A 17877-nucleotide genomic window follows, 5' to 3' on the forward strand; every position below is an offset into this window, starting at 1 on the left:
ACCAATGGATCTCGACCAACTACATACGTTTCTAGAGATCGTTCGCCTCAAGAGCTTCTCGAAGGCGGCTCAAACCTGCTTTCGCACCCAACCCGCGATCAGCGCGCAGGTGCGGCAACTGGAACAAGAGCTGAATTCGAATCTGTTTGAGCGCCTTGGCACCCGCATTGCGCTCACTCCCGCCGGCAAGATCTTTGCAGAGTATGCAGAACAGATTCTCGATCTCCGGCGCCGCGCGCAGGAGACCATCCAGGAACTGGAGCGCGTTCCCCGCGGCGAACTCATCATTGCCGCCAACGAAGCCACCTGCATCTACGTCCTGCCCGAAGTTTTCAGCGAGTACAAAAAACAATTCCCCAACGTCCAACTCCATGTCGACCGCAGCTATGGTTCCCGTGTGCTCCAGGCCGTGCAGGACAACATGGCAGACTTCGGGATCACGCAGCTTCCAGTCGATGCGAAGAAATGCCAGGTGGTCAAAATCCACTCCGATGAAATCCGTGTCCTGGTTCCCCGCGACCATCCTCTCGCCGCCAAACGGCAAATCGTAGCCGCCGACCTTGTTCCTTACCAACTCCTCCTTCCCAAGACCGGCACCACCCGTGCAAAGTTAAACTCCTGGCTCGAACCGGTCGAAGAGCAATTACAGGTTTCGATGGAACTCGATTCAACCGAGATGATCAAGCGCTTTGTCATGGCTGGCTTGGGCGTGAGCTTTTTGGCGGGCTCCCATTGCCGTGAGGAAGTGGCGGCCGGCAAGCTCGCCACCATTGCACTCGGCCCCGAGCCGATGATCCGGCGTCTGGCCCTGATCTACCGCAAAGACAAGTCACTCAGCCGCGCCGCTCTTGGCTTCATTCAGGTAATTCTCGATCAGGCGGGCGACAACATGCGTCCCTTAGGCCTGGTGGGAGTGGGCGACTAGGTGTTTCTCTCATGAAGACGACCATCAAGCGCACAACCGTCTACATCTCCATGGGCGATTCAACCCAGGTTTACCGTTCTCCCGACGAGATTCCCGCCAAGCTCCGCAAGCAACTGGTTCTGTCGACGCGCGGCATGAACAGCGCAACGATTCTGATTGCCGATCGTGGCGGCCGTGAAGAGATCCGCAAGATCCTCAATGGCGAGCCGAGTCCGCTGAAGAGCCGCTTGCGGCCCGGCTACCTCAAGCGCAGTCTTGGCATTGCGGAGGAGACGAGCGAAAGCGGCGAGGGCCACAGCGAAGCGGCGCCTGAGCTTGTTCCCACCGTCCGCACCTGGGGACTGCGCAACTGGGCGGAACTGCTTCTGCCGGGTCTGGTCGGCATTGGCCTCTGGGTTCTTTTCACCCGTTAGTTGCCACGCCGCTGAAATAAGTCGGATTCCCCATCGTCAGGCAGGATGAGGATACGATTCCATGATTCTGCTTGATAGCATTGCGCACGATTTCCGCCAAGGACTTCGTCTCATGGCTCGCCATCCGGGCGCTACCATCGTGACCGTGTTTGCTCTCGCTGTGGGCATCAGCGTGAACACTGCCGTTTTCACCGTGTACCAGGCAATGGTGGCCCGTCCTCTCGACGCCCGCGATCCGGCCAGCATGGTGAGTTTTGCGTTGCAGCGCGACTCTGGCGCCACCGAGTTCCGCTTCAGCCATTCCGATTACGAAGCCTATCGCGATCAAAATACTTCCTTGCGCGGTCTGGTTGCCTTCCGGCCAGCCCACTTCACGCTGTCCCATGCCGGCAGCAGGATCAGCCAACGCAGTGCCGTTCAGGATTCGGGCATCGGCAAACTTGGTATCTTCCCGGCAGGAGCCAGCAATGTCGAGTACGCAAGTGTCGCTGTCGTTTCTGAAAATTACTTTCGGGTCTTGGACATTACTCTGCTCGCGGGACGAAGCTTTGAGCCGGGCGGTGCTCCCACCGTGCTGATCAGCGAAAACTACTGGCAGCGGCGCTTTGCAGGGGACCCGGCGATCCTCGGCAAGACCATCCATCTGAACGGGATCGCTGTCAGCATCATCGGCATCACGCCGCACAACTTTGTCGGTACCGGAATCAACGCGCCTGCTTTCTGGGTGCCGCTCGGGCTCGATCCCTTGCTGCAGGCAGACCCGCAGTGGTTGCGCAATCGCGACAATCACCCATACCGGCTCTTTGGCCGTCTGGCTCCCGGTGCGCAACGGAGCCAGACCCAAGCAGAGCTCACCCGCATCACCCACGATCTTGAGCCCGCTGCGGCGTCCCCGGCAACGGCGCTGGTCTGGCCTGGCTCGCCCTTCCCGCTTCCTTTGTCCTATTACGGCGGCTTGCAACTCGTGATCCTGCTTCTCATGATTTCTGCCGGAATGGTGCTGGCTGTTGCCTGTGCGAATGTCGGCAGTTTGCAACTGGCGCGGGCGCGGTCCCGGCAAAGTGAATTGCGCACCCGGCTCTCGCTCGGCGCGAGCCGTCTCCGCGTCATCCGCCAACTCATGACAGAAAACACAAGCCTCGGGCTGCTCGCCGGGCTCTGTGCGCTGTGTCTCACCTGGGCCTTGCTGCGCTGGCTGGCGAACTTTTCCGCCACGGCACTGCCGGTCGAGTTTGGGGGGCTGATTTTCGATGTCACGCCGAATCTCGCCATCTTTGCCTATGTTGTTGGCATCTCGCTGCTGGCCGGAATGCTATCGGGGCTGGCCCCGGCGCTCGAGAGTTCCGGTGTCGCGCTTTCCTCTGCCATGCGCTCGACCACCGCGTCGATCGGAAGCCGCCGCCTCCAGGACATCCTCGTTGCCGTTCAGGTCGCCTTGTCGCTGGTGCTCCTCCTCGCCGGCACGCTGTTGATCCGGCGCTCGCTCCACTCGCTCGAGAGTTCCGATCGCTACGCGAGCCACCAACTCATCGATATCGAAATCCAGTTTCCCGAGAATGCGAGGCCGAGCGAGGCCCGCAAACGGAGTCTGATGGACAGCCTGCGCACGCGTCTGGCCGCCTTGCCGGGAGTCACTGTAGTTACCAGTGCCGAGACTCCAGAAGTTGTCCGCCACCGTGCGGCATTGCCGGTGGAATCAACGAAAACAGCGCCATCAACCGTTGAGACCACCGAGGTGCAGCCGAACTACTTTGAATGCATCGGCCTCCCGCTTGTGCTCGGCCGCAGCTTCCAATCGACCGGCGAGGTAATCCTTAGTGAGGCAGTTGCAAAACAGCTCTGGCCGGGGCAGAATCCGCTGGGCCGCCAACTGCGTCTCGCCGCGCCGGGAGATCGCAGTCAGAACTTCCTCAGTGCGCCCTCCTACGAGGTGGTCGGGGTGGCTCGCGACAAACGGGAGCCGGATCTGGACGGCAACAGCGCGAAAGAGATTTACTTCCCCCTCCCCGTAGACCAGTTCCATCCTCACTCAATCCTGGTCCGTACGCATGCTGACCCGGCCGCGCTGCTCCAAGCCATCGACCGGATGAGCGCTTCTTTCCAGCCCGATCTGGTGCTCAGCTTCTCGACCTTTGAGGAGATGCGCCGCCATGAGCCGCTCTTTCTGATTGCGAGCCTCGCTGCTGCCGTCGCCTCCCTCTTCGGTTTCTTTGGACTGCTGCTCGCGGTGATGGGGATCTATGCGACGGTCAGCTACATCGTCGTCCTGCGGACGCGCGAAGTCGGCATTCGCATGGCGGTGGGGGCACAGCAGCGTGACGTACTGCGTCTGATTCTGCAGGAAAGCAGCCGGCCGGTTCTGGTCGGATTGCTCGGCGGCATTGTCCTGGCCAGCGCTGTTGCCAGCCTCGCGCATCGCCTGCTGCTCGGGCTCATCTCGCTTGATCCTCTCAACTTTGGCGCTGTCTCTTTGCTGTTTTTCCTGATCGCATTGCTCGCCGCCTATCCTCCCGCCCGTCGGGCAATGCGTGTGGATCCGATGGTTGCGCTGCGCTACGAATGAATTCATCGAATTGCGGGCAGCTGTTCCGATAAGAGGAGTGTGAACTTCCTGCTCGCGAAAAAACGCACGCTGCACATCTTCCACGAAAACGGCAAATCCGTGCCCTTCGCATTGCAGGAGCGCGACAGCGCCTTGGTTGGCTTTGCCACTCCGGAAGCGATTCCGGTGGGTGTCTATATCGAGTGCCTCGACCAACAGGCACAGCCGGTTGAGCAGACACACCTCAAGCCTTTGCTCACCATCAGTGTTGAACTCAAGGACGAGGCTGCGCCTTCAAAAGAGTAAAGAGGTAGACTTCGAAGTCTACCTCTTTGATACTTTCGATTGGTTCGGAATGTTCTAGTTCAGACTCCGCACTCCAGCGAGCACACTACCTACCAACGATAAAATCAGCGTGGCAAAGAGAATCCACCCGATCCGGTTCGCACGCCGCGTCCGGTACAAGCTATTCTGAATCACGCCTCTCTGCATTCCAAGTTTCTGCATTTCGTCTTCCGGCCGCGCCAGTTGAATTTTGTCCTGCTCCATTGCTTCGCTCCTCAGGGTGTTTCGAGAATTTAGCGGTAGACAAACAATGTCTTTCAGGAGAAAGGCCGGACAACAAGATCCAAAGCCTTCGTTACAGTATACGCACGTTGGGAATATTTTGTTACAGTCTTGTGACAGTCCGCCGCTTGATATCCTGCTAATTCCCCTAATCGGCCATTTTGGCGAAAGCGAGAGAGCATCTGTGAAAGTAGCAGTATTTGGTTCCGAGGGTCAGCTCGGAGTGGAATTGGTCCGTGTTTTCAACGAACGTGGCCATCAGGTGAGGGGCTTCAGCCGTCGCAGTGTCGATATTTGCGATGCCGCTCAAGTCGAATCGACGGTCGCCGCCATGGAAGCCGACCTGGTGTTGAATGCCGCTGCCTATAATAAAGTCGACGTCGCCGAGACCGAACCGCAGGTTGCCTATGCGGTGAACGGCCTGGCTGTCCGGAACCTGGCCGTTGCCTGCCGGCAATCGGACGCCCGGCTGGTGCATTTTTCTACCGACTATGTCTTTGACGGCATGGCCGGACGCCCCTACCGGGAAGATGATCTTGTTCGCCCCTTGAGCGCCTATGGCGTCTCAAAACTGGCTGGAGAACTCTACGCCCAGGCCTATTGCGACTCCGCCCTTGTCTTACGCACCAGCGGTGTCTTCGGCCCTGCCGGGGTGCGCACGGCGGGTGGGAACTTCATTGAATCGATGCTCCGTCTTGCCGCAAAAGGCCAGCCTCTCCGTGTCGTGCAGGATCATGTCGCCTCGCCTACCTATGCTCCGGAACTTGCGCGGGTCACTGCCGATCTGGTCGAGAGCAAGCAGACCGGAGTCTTCCATACCGGGGGCGGGGAAGCGATCTCCTGGTATGACTACGCCGCGAAAATCTTCGCCAAGGCTGGCGTTTCGCCGGAGTTGAAGCCCACCACCGAACGCGAATACCGCACCCCGGCGCGCCGCCCGAAATACTCGGCTCTCGAGAACACACGTCTGGCGGCACTCCCCATCAAAGCTTTTCCGAGCCTCGACGAACAGATCGCTCTCTACTTCCAAAACAGGTGAACCCCATGCTGAAGTTTCTTCTGACTCTCACTCTCTTTGCCCAGACCAGCGATTGGACCAACCCCTTTCCTCCTCACAGGGTTGCAGACAATCTTTACTATGTCGGCAGCGAAGGTCTGGCCAGCTTCTTGGTGACTTCACCGCAGGGGCACATTCTGATCAATAGCAATCTCGAGAGCGAGGTCCCGCAGCTCAAAGCCTCAGTGGAGAAACTAGGCTTCCGCTTTGAAGATGTGAAGATCCTTCTGATCAGCCACGCGCATTGGGACCACAATGCGGGCAGCGCAAAGATCAAAGAGCTGACCAAGGCGAAATATATGGTGATGGACGCTGACGTTCCGGAAATCCTCGACGGCGGCAAATCGAATTTCCAATATGGCCGGGATCCGCAATCGCTGGTTCGCCCCACTACGGTCGATCGCATCCTCCACGACGGCGACACGGTCAGACTCGGGGGCAACACCCTGACGGCCCACCTCACCCCAGGCCACACCAAGGGCTGCACCACCTGGACCCTGACCGTGAAAGACGGCGGCAAGTCCTACAACGCCGTCATCATCGGAAGCCCGAACGTGAACACTGGCTACAAGCTGCTCGATAACCCGGCTTATCCGGGAATGGCGGCGGATTTTGAAAAGACCTTCAAGGTGCTCAAGTCTCTCCCCTGCGATCTCTTCCTCGGCGCCCATGGCGCCTATTACGGGCTTGCGGCGAAGTACCCGAAGCTGAAGTCCGGAGGGGCGAATCCGTTTGTGGATCCTTCTGGCTACCAGGCTTATGTTGCTGAGCGCGAGCAGGCCTTCCGCAAAGAATTAGCGGCCCAGCAACGGCTGCGATAAAACGAGTTCTGTCGATTCGGTTGCTGTCGTCAGTGGCTTCACCGGCAGGCACACCACTTCGCAGTGCAAGCGTTCGAGTTCCGCATTGATCGAAGAGCTGAACAGAGTATGGCGAACCGCGTGCTTTTCTCCTACGACGGCAAGATCCGTCTGGCAGTCGGCGAGCAGACGGCCGAGATCGCGAGACCGCGTTCCTGCCGTCACATGCAGCGAGGTGCGCAGGCCAAACTGATCCTCCAGCCGCTGCAGTTCCTGGAGCGAAACGTTCGGCTTCTCAAGGCGAATGTCTGCGGCCACCATGCCTTCATGCACTTCCGGCCACGGGGTCTGGTAGATGATGTGCAGGGTGGCGCCAGCGCTTCGCGCCAGTTCCGCCGCCCAGCTTGCTTCCTCAATCCAGGTGGGGTGCCCCGTCATCACATAGGAGACATTCTTTGGCTTACTGGCTATCGGCGACAGTTGCTCGGCACGGCCACGGGTCCAGATGCGCACTCCGGCGCGCACCAGTTCTGCCCGCATCGACCGGTGAAAGAGTCTCGGAAAGCCCAGCGGTTGGCTGGCCGGGCAAAACACCAGCTCCGGATTTTCCCGGCGGCAGTAGTCCACGATCTCCGTCACCGGATCTCCAGCCAGCAGAACCCGGCTGCATTGCGCATAGTGGTCGGCCTCGCTGAAGAAGGACTTCAGCCGGGCGCCCGCAATCTCACCCTGCCTCTTGCCCGGCGCGTGGACGTGTAACAGGGTCAGTTCGCCCTGTTCCCGATCCACCCACTCCGCCGGCCCGGGAATTGCATGAAAGCATGCTTCCGAAAAATTCGTAACAAACAAGAGTTTTTTCTGTGTCTTCATGTCTTTCACCTCAGTACAGGAATCCGTCCACCGGCTGGACTTCCGCCGGGATTTCGCTTTCGCCAAACAGCTGCCGCACATTCACCTCAATCGTCCGGGACAGGCTGGTGAGCGGCGTATCGTGAACCGTGTTTTCAAAAGGAGCTTCGATTTCGCGGCCCACTGTATCGAGTGCGATGAAAATAAAGCTCACCAGAGTCGAGGCCAGCGGTGTCATCAGGCCCATCCCTTCCACCAGTCCGAGGGGCAGAAGTACGCAATAGACGTTCACCAGTACCCTCGGGAAGAAGTCGTACTGCCGTGGCAGTGGCGTCGTTTTGATACGCTCGCAACTTCCCAGCAGCGTCGTCAGTTCGGTCAGACTGCGATCCAGTTGCATCCACCGGAACTCGCCGATCTTCGCCTTCTGGAGTTGCTTGCCCATCTGCAGTAAGATCGCGGATGGAACATTGTTATGCGTCCGCAACATCTCGATTTCCGTCTCGCCCAACAGCTTCTGCAATTCCGGAAATGGATTCTGTTTGCGCAGCCGGCAACGCGTGGCGGCGATAAAGGCGATCTGCAGGTTGCACATCGTCTTCTGCCAGGCATTGGGCGTCTCTCCACCATCCACCAGAGTCAGCACCTGCCGGGCAAGAGTGCGCGAGGCATTGACCAGCCCGCCCCAAAGCGTTCGTGCTTCCCACCACCGCTCATAAGCAGAGTTTGTGCGGAAGGCCAGAAAGATTCCGATCGCGCTTCCCATCGTGCTCAGTGGCAAGCCCGGCAAAGCCAATGCCTTCCAGTCCGCTAAGGTGTATAGCATGGCGATGGTCAAATCGAACAAAAATAGAAGCACCAGCCGGTTGGCCACTGTTGGCCACATCCGTCGCAGGGGCAAATGGTCGCGTACAATCATTAAAGTTTTTTACCCACATCTCGACCTTACCGGCTCCTGCTCCGACATTCTAGATATCGATCCGTCATCCTTCGATCCGGCAAAACTATCTTTTGATCGGTTAAGATAAATTAACAAAACCCATGCCCACTCGCCTCACCATCCTTGGGCTGCCCCTGCCAGAGACCTCCTTCCGGAGGCACTATGTGCTTCCTCTCACAGTTGCGCTGATTGGGCTCCTGGCGGGCTTGGAATGGTATCTCCACATCGATTACTCGCTGGGGATTCTCTATGTCTTCCCGATCATGGCTGCTGCTACCGTACTGGGGCGATTCGAGATCATTGTCCTTGCTGTCACCTGCGCGTACATCCGTGGCCTCTTCACGCCACAAGAGGCGCAACTGGAGCATCTGCTACGCTTTGCGATGGCGACGCTGGCTTTTTCCGGACTGGGCCTGCTGGTGGTGGAAATGAGCCGCAACCGGCGTACGGTACTGGCCTACTATGCGAGCCTGGGACTCGAACAGGAGTTGCGCCGGAAAGCCGAGCATCAACTCCGCATTCTGGTGGAATCGAGTCCAGCCGCGATCCTCACCATTGACCACTCCGGCACCATCGTTGCCGCAAATCGTTCGGCGTCCGAAATGTTCCTCGACGAAGCAAAGCACCCACTGGTGGGCCGGCAGGTTTCTGAGTACGTTGCGACGCTCGGGAATGCGTTGCAGGTGCCGAGCGGACCGCGGCAGATGCGCGCCTCGGCCTGGACCTGGGGACGCAAAGCAGACTCTTCGGCCTTTCCAATTGCCACTTGGTTCTCAACTTATGGAGAAGGCCGCGACCGCCATCTGGCGGCAATTATCGTCGACGTTTCTGAGGAGATTCGCGACCGGGAGCGGGAGAACTTCAAGCACCTTCTCGATTACAACCGCTTGCTGGCTGGCGCGGTTTCTCACGAGATCCGGAACCTCTGTTCGGCGGCCTCTGTCCTTTGTTCCGTGCTTTCCAGCCGCGAGGATCTCAAGCAGAATGCAGATTTCAATGCGCTCTCTCACTTGATTGAAGGCCTCTCGCACATGGCTAGCTTCGAGCTGCGCAAAGAGGCTGATGCTCACGCCGCTGCGGTTTCGATTCCGGCTGTTCTCCAGCAATTGCGGATCATCATCGAGCCGGACTGGCGCGACAATGACAGCGTCATCGACTGGAGGATTGCGGACAATCTGCCTGAGGTCCACGCCGACGCACATGGCCTGCTCCAGATCTTTCTCAACCTGACACAGAACTCTCTGCGAGCTGTCTCCGATTCCGAGGTGCGCGAACTCTGCGTGCAGGCCACGCAAGAGGGGCAGGGCGTTCGGCTCAGTTTCAACGATTCTGGTCCTGGGTTGATGCACCCGGATGAACTCTTCCAGCCCTTCCGTCCCAATTCCGACGGCACCGGGCTCGGCCTCTACATTTCTCGCATGCTCGCCCGCAGCTTTGGCGGCGACCTAATTCACATCCCCACGAAGAAAGGATGCCAGTTTGACGTCACCCTCCACGGAAAGCGGAAGCCCCATCTCTAGCTCTGCGCGCATTCGTCTCTATGTGCTCGACGACCACGCGCTCTTTCGCGAAGGTCTGCTGAGCCTGCTGGCGACCGATAACGACTTTGAAATCGTGGGCGCCTCCGGGAACATTGCAGAGGCGATGCTTTCCATTCCCGTCCTCCAGCCGGATGTCTTGATTCTCGATTACGACCTCGGGGAAAAGACTGCCGTGCAGGTAGTGGATACGCTGGCGCGCGAGAAATTTCAGGGCCGGATCCTGCTGGTCACCGCTGGCCTGCCGGATCGCGATGCGCTGACCTTGATCCGCAATGGTGTCTCTGGCATCTTCCATAAGCTCCATGCACCAGCCGATCTGCAACGCTGCATCCGGGAAGTAGCCCAGGGCAGAACGCTCATCGAGCAGGACTATCTGCGCGGTTTGATCGCCTCGGCAACCAACGAAATGGAGCAGCCTGCTCCCAGTCTCACGGCTCGGGACCGGGAGATCCTCCGCTTTCTGCTCGAGGGGCTGGCGAACAAAGAAATTGCGCTCCAACTCCGGGTTTCGGAAAGTGCGGTCAAAGCTTCGATCCAATCGTTGTTTGCCAAGACCGGGGTCCGCACGCGAAGCCAACTCGTTCGCATTGCGCTCGAGAATTATCTCGAACAACTCCGCGAATGATGATAGAACTTGACCTGTCATGCAACGCCGCACCTTCCTGAGTTCTGCTCTCGCCATGCCCTTGGCGGGCATCCTTGCCCCGCTTGAAAAACTAGCTGCGCTGATATCGGCAAAGTCAAAATCACCGATGTGAAGATGCGAGCCTCGGGTACGCACACCCAGATCCGGATCGATACCGATGCGGGCATCTCGGGGATGGGCGAATCCGGTGTGACTCCCGCCATGATGAAGGGCTGGATGGAGCAATACAAACCGTTGCTCCTTGACCAGGACCCGCTCGCCATCGGCTACCACTTCCATCGCATGACGACGCTCATGCACACCTATATGTCGCGGATTCCCGCCATGAGTGGCATCGACATGGCGCTCTGGGATCTGGCCGGAAAGCTGCTTAATGTTCCGGTCTACAAATTGCTGGGCGGCTCCTTCCGCGAAGAGGTCCCCTTCTTTATCAATACCGAGCCGCGGGATATGCTCGACCCGAAATCGATCAAGGACTGGGCTGACCAATTCCGCGCCAGTCCGCTGGGCTTCCGGGCCTGCAAGATCAATACCCATACCGTCTTCGGCATTCCAATGGGCAAATACACCACCGCCCTGTCGGCCCGCGACATCAACAAGCTGCATACCTCCTTTGGCAATGTCCGCAAAGAACTGGGCCTCGACTACGACATCATGGTCCACTGCCACAACGAATACGATCTGGCGACCGCCAAGGCGATGGCCAGAGCAGTGGAAGAGATCCAGCCGAAATGGTTTGAAGACCCGCTGCCGCCCCAGTTCTCCGACTCCTGGGTCGCCCTCAAGCGCGACATCAAGGTCCCGCTGCTGACCGGCGAAAAATGTGAAATGCCACAAGGGTTCTACCCGTTCTTGAAGGAGCAGGCGGTGGACTATATTTATCCCGACATTGCCTTCTGCGGCGGGATCACGGCCTTTATGAAGATCGCAGCCATGGCGTCGGTCTTCCGCATCCCAATCGCCACGCACAACGTCGGCGGCATCCACCTGACGATGTCCTGCATCCATGTGGGCCTCTCGATCATGGACTTCCTCACCAGCGAGGCAGCCATGGGGGGTCCCAATGGCGGAGTGCTTGCCATGGCGACCAATCCGCCGGTGGTGAAGAACGGAATGGCGGCGAAGCCCACCGGCCCCGGTCTCGGCGTCGATCTGAACGAAGAAGCCTATCAACAGCAATTCACCCGCCGCCGTGTCGCCCCGGAATTCCAGGTCTGGAGTTAGCAATCACGCGGAATCCACTTCCGAATCGGCTCATCCCCTGAGCGCAAACAGTTGAAAAATTGGATATTATGGCGATAAGAGTTGAATCAGGGCAATTGCCCTGAATTGTGTTGCAGAAGGGTTGTGATGAAGGAGCTTAAGGGCCAGTTTGTCGGCGCGTTATTCGTCGTCCTGACGGTAGCTGCCCTTGTTGCGGCCGGAATCAATTTCCGCCAGCAATTTAAGTACCTTCTCTGTACGGACGGCATCACGTGGGTGGATCGCACCTCCCCGGATGGCCGTCCGTATGTCGTTGCGCTTGATGTCAAAAAAGGCTCTTCCGGCGAGCGCGCGGGCATCCACCGTTGGGAAGTTCTCGATCGCATCGGTACGGTGAAAATTCGCTCCAGTAGCGACATCCCGGCCATCCTTTTCGGGAAACCGTGGCTCACTGTCGACTACTACCTCTACCAGGACAACGTGGAGGTCAAGAAGCCTGTCCGGATTGAGGAGTTGGGTCCGGAGCGGACCATTTATTACCTCACTGCGGTTGGCCTTGCCTATCTCGGCATCGGACTCTTTGTCTACTTCCGCCGCGAGAGTGCACCCAAAGCCCGCCACTTCTTCCTGCTCTGCCTCTGCTCCTTTGTCTATTCCTGCTTCCACTACACCGGCAAGCTAAATCCTTTTGACAAGGTGATCTACTGGTCCAATGTGGTGGCCGGTTTTCTGGCGCCGGCTCTCTTTGTCCACTTTTGCGCCACCTTCCCGGAAGTCCCCCGCCGTCTGCGGGGCGTCTTCCGCCAGTTCCTGATCTATGTGCCGTCGCTCTTGCTCATTGCGCTTTATGTGCTCACGGCGATGGGGGTTTTGCGCTACCAGGTGTCGCTGGTCGAAGTGCGCTGGTATCTGGACCGTCTCTGGCTCCCCTTCTTAAGCGGCGGTTATCTGCTGGGGGCCGCAATCCTCGGCTACAAGCAGCGTCGGGTGGAAGACTCGATCCTGCGCCAGCAGATGAAGTGGCTGCGTAATGGGGCCATCATCGGCATCCTGCCCTTCACGCTGTTCTACGTCATTCCGTATTCTTTCGGTGTGCTGCCCAGCGGCCTGATGAAGGCGGCGGTCCTCAGCCTCCCGCTCATTCCGCTGGCCTGGGCCTACGCGATCCTGCGCTACCGGCTGATGGACGTCGACGTGATCTTCCAGCAGGGTTATGTCTATACCCTCGCCTCGCTAGCCGTTCTGGCGGTGATCTATGGCCTGCTGTTCAGCTTTGGCCGGGTGGAAGAACTGCCGCCCGCCGCCGTTGTTGTGCTGATCCTGGTTGCCACCTTCATCTTCCAGCCGATTCGGAACTGGCTGCAGGAGAACCTCGATCGTTATGTCTTCTATCGGGAATCCTACGACTACCGCCGCACCCTGCTCGACTTTGCCCGCGAACTGTCGAGTGAGAATGACCTCGAAGAATCGCTCCACGGCGTTGCCTCGCGTCTGCTCAATACTCTGAACGTCCAGCACGTCGCCTTCTTCCTCAGCAACGAAGACAATCCTCTCGACTTTGAACTCAGTCTGGTCCACGGCTCCCGGCCTTCGGTTGTGCCTTCGTACCCGAATCTGGGTTTTCTGCGGGAGGCGATTGGCAAGCCGTATCTGTTCTTTGAGCGCACCAAGTTCAATCCGGACTATGTGTTTGGCGAGTATTCGCACTCGACGCGCCAAACCATTTCTGAACTCGATCTCACCTATTACATCCCCTGCACGGTCCGCGGGCAGACCATCGCCTTCCTCGGCGTGAGCCGCACGAGCAAGGGCGACTTCCTCACCTCGGATGATCTCGAACTGCTGGTCACCTTGAGCAATAGCGTTGGCATCACGGTTGACAACGCCCGTCTTTACCGCAGCCTCCAGCGCAAGGTTGAAGAGAATGAGCGGCTCAAGGAATTCAGCGAAAACATTGTCGAATCGATCAATGTCGGCATCCTCGCGGCAGACCTGGATGGCTCGGTCGGTTCCTGGAATTCGCAATTGGAGCGCCTCACTGGCGTCACCCGCGAGGCGGCCATCGGCAAGCGTCTCGAGCAAGTGCTGCCCATCGAACTGGTGGCTACTTTGGCCGAGCGCTCCAATAGTCCTGGCATCCAACATGTCTACAAGGCGCGTCTTGCCCGCAAGGGCAAACAGCGCGAGGTGCTGCTCAATATCGCGATTGCGCCACTCTTCTCGAAAGACCAGACCCAGATCGGCCGTCTCATCATCTTTGATGACATCACCGACCGGGCCGACCTTGAAAGCCGCCTGGTCCAGGCGGACAAGCTGAGTTCGATCGGTCTGCTTGCTGCGGGTGTGGCCCACGAGGTCAACACGCCGCTCGCCGTGATCTCGACCTATGCGCAGATGCTCTCCAAGCGCATGAATGGCGATGAGAAAACGATCCTGCTTGACAAGATTGCCAAGCAGACCTTCCGGGCCTCGGAGATCGTCAACTCGCTGTTGAACTTCTCCCGTACCTCGACCCTCGATTGGTCTGAGGTTAGCCTGAATCGTGTCGTGCGCGATACGGCGAGCCTGATCGAGCACCAGCTCGAGAAAGCCCGTGTGACGGTCGCCTTCCAACTTGACGAGAGTCTGGGGCAGATCAAAGGGAATCAAGGAAAGATGCAGCAGGTGTTCCTGAATCTCTTCCTCAATGCCCGCGATGCGATGGAGGGCGGAGGCGTGCTGACAATCCGTTCGTACTCCGATGGCGATGTCGCTCACATTGAGATTGCCGACACCGGCGCCGGCATTTCCGCCGACCATGTGGACCGCATTTTTGACCCCTTCTTCACCACAAAAGGCGCAAAAAAAGGAACCGGCCTCGGTTTGTCCATCAGCTACGGTATCGTACAAGAACACGGTGGATCGATTGAAGTCACCAGTGCTCCCAATCAGGGCACGCGTTTCCGGCTGGACTTCCCTCTCGTGAAAAAAACTGTCCATGTCTAATCCCCCACTGACAGCACCCTCCAAGGGTCACATTCTGGTGATTGACGATGAAGCCGATATCCGGGAGAGTCTGGAGTTCCTGCTCACCGGAGAAGGCTTTCGTGTTGATCTTGCGACTCGCGCGATGGAAGGGCTCGATAAGCTGTCCAAAGGCAGCTACGACCTGATCCTGCTCGACTTGATGATGCCGGATCTCACTGGCATTGAAACTCTGGCTGAGATCCGGAAGAAGGACGGGGCCACGCCCGTCTTCCTGCTCACCGCCTATGGCAGCATCGAGGTGGCGGTGGAGGCGCTCAAGGCCGGCGCGAACGACTACTTCTCCAAGCCCTGGGACAACGAGAAGCTGGTCATCGAGATCGATCGCATGATCGCCGCCAGCCACCTGGCCCGCGAGAATGTGGAGCTCAAGCGGGCGCTGAAGCAGCGCTACAGTTTCTCGAACATCATCGGCAAAAGCGAGCGCATGTTGAAGCTGCTCGACATGGTGACGCAAGTGGCTCCCAGTCGCGCGAACATCCTCATCAGTGGGGAGGCCGGCACGGGACGCGAACTGGTCGCCAAGTCGATCCACGCGAATTCGACGCGCGCCGACCGGGCCTTTGTCACGGTCAACACCAGCTCGCTTCCTTCGGACGTTCTCGATTCGGCACTCTTCGGCATTGGTTTGGCCGGTGCGAAGAAGCCCTATCTGGAATTGGCGAATGGCGGCACACTCTTCATCGATGAAGTGACGGCTCTCACTGCCGACATGCAGGCTGGGCTGCTCCATGCCATCCAGGAGCGCGAGTTCACGCCCCCATCGGGCGAGACGATTGCCCTCGATATCCGGGTGCTGGCGGCCACCTCGGGCGATCTGCGCAAGGCTGTTGAGGAGGGCAAGTTTCGTGACGACCTCTACTACCGCCTGAACGTGGTCCATCTACCCATGCCTGCCTTACGCGATCGCAAAGAAGATATCCCTCTGCTGATCGAACACTTCGCGAATCTCTACTCCACTGAGAATGGAAAGCTCCTCGGTCCCGCCGGGCGCAGCCTGCTCCGTTTTGATTCCGAAGCGATGCAAATCCTGATGGACCACAACTGGCCCGGCAATGTCCGCGAACTGGAGAACGTGGTCGAGCGCGCGATCGTTCTATCGAGCGAAGCGGAAGTCAACGCCAGTCTTCTGCCGGAGCACCTCTTGCAGGCTGGCGGCGTGCGCATCCGCAAAGACGAGAGCGAAGCTCTGCCTGCCGACGCGAGCCTCTATGAGATCGTTGCGGACTTTGAACGCAAGGTCATCATGGACCACCTCGACCGCACCAACTGGAGCCAGACGGAAGCGGCGGAAACGCTGCGCATTCCTTTGTCGACGCTCAACCAGAAGATCAAACGGCTGGCAATTAACGTCAAAAAACGTTAGAACTTCGGAATCAAAGGTTACGACTTGCCTCTGGTGCAATCACACCGCTGAGTCGGCTGTCGATTTCTATGTCTCTCTCTTCCCCAATGCGAGGGTGACGGAAATTGACCCCAGGCCTGCCAGCGGAGCCCACGCTCAACCCCACCTTCCAGGACGGCCTCTCTCGGGTCGTGAACGGCAAGCCGCGGAAGTTTGGAGTTTCCTGGCAGGTTGTGCCGACCGTATCCTGCAGTATGTCGAGCATCGGACTGGCCAAGATACGAAAAGTCTACTTGTTGGAATGAAGGTATTTGACGATCAGTGCCTCGTTGCCATGCTCGTTGTAGATCAACTCATCGACAAAGCTCGATGCCAATAGAATCCCGTAGCCCCCGGGTCTGAGTCCGTTGTCTTCACGAACCTGTGCATGGAGCACAGCGTCTTCAGGCGGGTTATTGATGGCGGCGTGACGCATCTCACGCATATCGAAACCCGCCCCAGGATCCCTCACAAAACAACTGATCGCTCGATTGGAATGCAGCAGGTCGATCCGGATTCGCACCTCCGGATCCAACTTGCCGCCATGCTCGATGCCGTTGAACAGCAACTCCCGGACCGCAGAAAGGAAGTTATCTTTCAACCCTTGTTCTGCTTCAATGCCGTGAAGCACCTTGCTGGCGAGCATTGCTTTCAATGCTTCATCCCCGCAACTGAGCTGGGCCGGCACAAGAAGCGTCAGCCACCGGCTGGTATGCGCCAAGACTTCGATCTTCAGGCTTTCCAAATGTTGATTCTATCTATCTTTTTCGAGACTTCGAATCTTAACCCTGGTGAAAGCGCATCCCCGCAAAGGAGACGACACTTGCTTCATCGATATCCCAATGGCTGTAGCGGAGCAGTTCCGCCCGCACACCGGGAAGGGCGCGATAGAAAGTATAGAGCGGAGCGCTGCCGCACCACTTCCAGGGGTCATCGTCCTTGCGGACATCGGTCCAGAAGGCATCGATGTCGCCTTGGGTGAGTGTTTCGATACGGCGTTGGTCGTTGCGCTCGATGCCGGCGTCTCCCTCGTCGTAGCTCCGCTCGTCACCGTAGCGCGGGCCCATGTGCGCCATATCGATCGACAAGACCCAGCCCAACTGATCACCGTGCTTTTCGGCGATCGTCCGCAGGGCGTGCAGCATGGCGGCTAGATGCGGGTTGGCATCGGGCGAATCGGCAAAGCAGGACCCGACGAGAATGGGCAGCACCTTCACCTCAGGGCCGAACAGATGCTGGAGCCAAAGCACATGGAATTCCGCCGAGTGCTCCATGACGTGGCAGAAGTCTTCCGCAATGAGCGCATCGGGAGCAAGTGCCTGGATCTCGTCCAGCAGGTCGAGGGCGGGCGTCGTCTGGCCATAGGGAGTGAGAAAGGGCTTGCGCGTGATGCCAAATTTTTCGGGCTCCCCATAATGGCTGGTCGCCAGCACGATATAGGTGCGCTCCGGCCCCATCTCGCGCAGCGCCGTGAACGCATCGCGATAGCATTCCCAGCCTCCTTCATAGCTCACATGAGGTGCTGCGATGCCCACCAGCCTGCCGGGGCTTGGTGCGAGCGTAGGGGCATCTTCGAGAAACTGATCGAAGTAGCGGCGGCAATCCTCGGGACACTCCGGGTAAGCCGCGCCGGCAAAGGCTGGCGGCCGCACAGGCATCTCGGCAAACTGCTTGTGCGCATTGTCACGAAGCTCGAAGTAAGTCTCATTCTCCAGAAAGCCACTTTCTGAGAGCGCGGCCACGAGTTGCTGCAACTGATCACCCACATCAAAGCTGTTGGTGACGCGGACCAGCCACTCGCGCAGGTCGTTCGTCGACGAAGCGCCGTCAAAAAATTGGAGGGCCGGAACGAGTTGTGGGGGAATCACCAATACGCGTTCCGAATAGCCAAACGAATCCCTGAGAAGAAGGCCGGGGTGCTCCGGGTCTGGCGAGGGCATGGCGTCCAGGTTGCGCCGCAAAGGCGCGAGTACTTCGGACATAGCG

General features: G+C 58.5%; 16 protein-coding genes and 1 pseudogene. 12 read left to right on the forward strand and 5 right to left on the reverse strand.

The genetic code is table 11. From position 1 onward, the window contains the following. Positions 1–4: 4 nt before the first annotated feature. The 4 genes from M017_RS0114425 (at position 5) to M017_RS0114440 (ending at position 4186) form a co-directional block, all read left to right on the forward strand. Complete coding sequence (locus tag M017_RS0114425) at positions 5–925, forward strand: LysR family transcriptional regulator (RefSeq protein WP_051670095.1); 921 nt, start codon at positions 5–7, stop codon at positions 923–925. A gap of 11 nt (positions 926–936) precedes the next feature. Then, entirely contained in the window at positions 937–1338 is a 402-nt protein-coding gene (locus tag M017_RS0114430; protein ID WP_031498796.1) for a hypothetical protein, read from the forward strand. A gap of 61 nt (positions 1339–1399) precedes the next feature. Further along, positions 1400–3901: an ABC transporter permease gene (locus M017_RS0114435; protein WP_031498798.1), complete on the forward strand. Its 2502-nt coding sequence runs from the start codon at positions 1400–1402 to the stop codon at positions 3899–3901. A 39-nt stretch (positions 3902–3940) separates the two neighbouring features. Continuing rightward, positions 3941–4186 (forward strand): hypothetical protein, encoded by a 246-nt coding sequence (locus M017_RS0114440; protein WP_031498799.1) that lies wholly within the window; start codon positions 3941–3943, stop codon positions 4184–4186. Between the two features lie 54 nt (positions 4187–4240). On the opposite strand, the gene M017_RS0114445 is transcribed toward M017_RS0114440, so the two are convergent. Continuing rightward, positions 4241–4429 carry a hypothetical protein gene (locus tag M017_RS0114445; protein ID WP_031498800.1) on the reverse strand — a complete coding sequence of 63 codons (189 nt, stop codon included), beginning with the start codon at positions 4427–4429 and terminating at the stop codon, positions 4241–4243. A gap of 202 nt (positions 4430–4631) precedes the next feature. On the opposite strand from M017_RS0114445, the gene rfbD reads away from it, so the two are divergent. Both rfbD and bla read left to right on the forward strand, forming a co-directional pair. After that, a complete protein-coding gene (gene rfbD, locus M017_RS0114450) occupies positions 4632–5486 on the forward strand; it encodes a dTDP-4-dehydrorhamnose reductase (RefSeq protein WP_035957811.1) in 855 nt (284 codons plus the stop codon). Positions 5487–5491: 5 nt separating this feature from the next. Continuing rightward, on the forward strand, positions 5492–6325 hold the full coding sequence (gene bla, locus M017_RS0114455; RefSeq protein ID WP_031498802.1) for a subclass B3 metallo-beta-lactamase: 834 nt from the start codon (positions 5492–5494) through the stop codon (positions 6323–6325). Here the strand turns inward: bla and M017_RS0114460 are convergent. Further along, positions 6299–7174 (reverse strand): universal stress protein, encoded by an 876-nt coding sequence (locus M017_RS0114460; RefSeq protein WP_031498803.1) that lies wholly within the window; start codon positions 7172–7174, stop codon positions 6299–6301. The two genes, bla and M017_RS0114460, sit on opposite strands and share 27 nt — an antisense overlap. Positions 7175–7184: 10 nt before the next feature. Further along, positions 7185–8072: a bestrophin family protein gene (locus M017_RS0114465; RefSeq protein ID WP_031498805.1), complete on the reverse strand. Its 888-nt coding sequence runs from the start codon at positions 8070–8072 to the stop codon at positions 7185–7187. A gap of 122 nt (positions 8073–8194) precedes the next feature. On the opposite strand from M017_RS0114465, the gene M017_RS0114470 reads away from it, so the two are divergent. The 6 genes and pseudogenes from M017_RS0114470 to M017_RS30745 form a co-directional block, all read left to right on the forward strand. Next, complete coding sequence (locus M017_RS0114470) at positions 8195–9613, forward strand: ATP-binding protein (RefSeq protein WP_051670097.1); 1419 nt, start codon at positions 8195–8197, stop codon at positions 9611–9613. Further along, a complete protein-coding gene (locus M017_RS0114475; protein WP_202901655.1) occupies positions 9573–10259 on the forward strand; it encodes a LuxR C-terminal-related transcriptional regulator in 687 nt (228 codons plus the stop codon). Before M017_RS0114470 ends, M017_RS0114475 begins: the two co-directional genes overlap by 41 nt. Positions 10260–10394: 135 nt before the next feature. After that, positions 10395–11504, forward strand: a complete 1110-nt coding sequence (locus M017_RS0114480) for a mandelate racemase/muconate lactonizing enzyme family protein (protein ID WP_031498809.1) — start codon at positions 10395–10397, stop codon at positions 11502–11504. Positions 11505–11630: 126 nt separating this feature from the next. Next, entirely contained in the window at positions 11631–14468 is a 2838-nt protein-coding gene (locus tag M017_RS0114485) for a GAF domain-containing sensor histidine kinase (RefSeq protein WP_035957813.1), read from the forward strand. Further along, entirely contained in the window at positions 14461–15873 is a 1413-nt protein-coding gene (locus tag M017_RS30270; RefSeq protein ID WP_031498812.1) for a sigma-54-dependent transcriptional regulator, read from the forward strand. Before M017_RS0114485 ends, M017_RS30270 begins: the two co-directional genes overlap by 8 nt. 25 nt (positions 15874–15898) lie before the next feature. Beyond that, a pseudogene (locus M017_RS30745) lies at positions 15899–16231 on the forward strand (VOC family protein); the annotation flags it as partial. Here M017_RS30745 and M017_RS26680 read toward each other — a convergent pair. Next, positions 16142–16636, reverse strand: coding sequence for an ATP-binding protein (locus M017_RS26680; protein ID WP_051670099.1), 495 nt, complete (start codon positions 16634–16636; stop codon positions 16142–16144). The pseudogene M017_RS30745 and the gene M017_RS26680 overlap by 90 nt on opposite strands. A gap of 37 nt (positions 16637–16673) precedes the next feature. Continuing rightward, complete coding sequence (amrB, locus tag M017_RS0114500) at positions 16674–17873, reverse strand: AmmeMemoRadiSam system protein B (RefSeq protein WP_031498814.1); 1200 nt, start codon at positions 17871–17873, stop codon at positions 16674–16676. Between the last annotated feature and the right edge of the window lie 4 nt (positions 17874–17877).

The sequence above is a fragment of the Bryobacter aggregatus MPL3 genome (assembly GCF_000702445.1).
Lineage (GTDB): Bacteria > Acidobacteriota > Terriglobia > Bryobacterales > Bryobacteraceae > Bryobacter > Bryobacter aggregatus.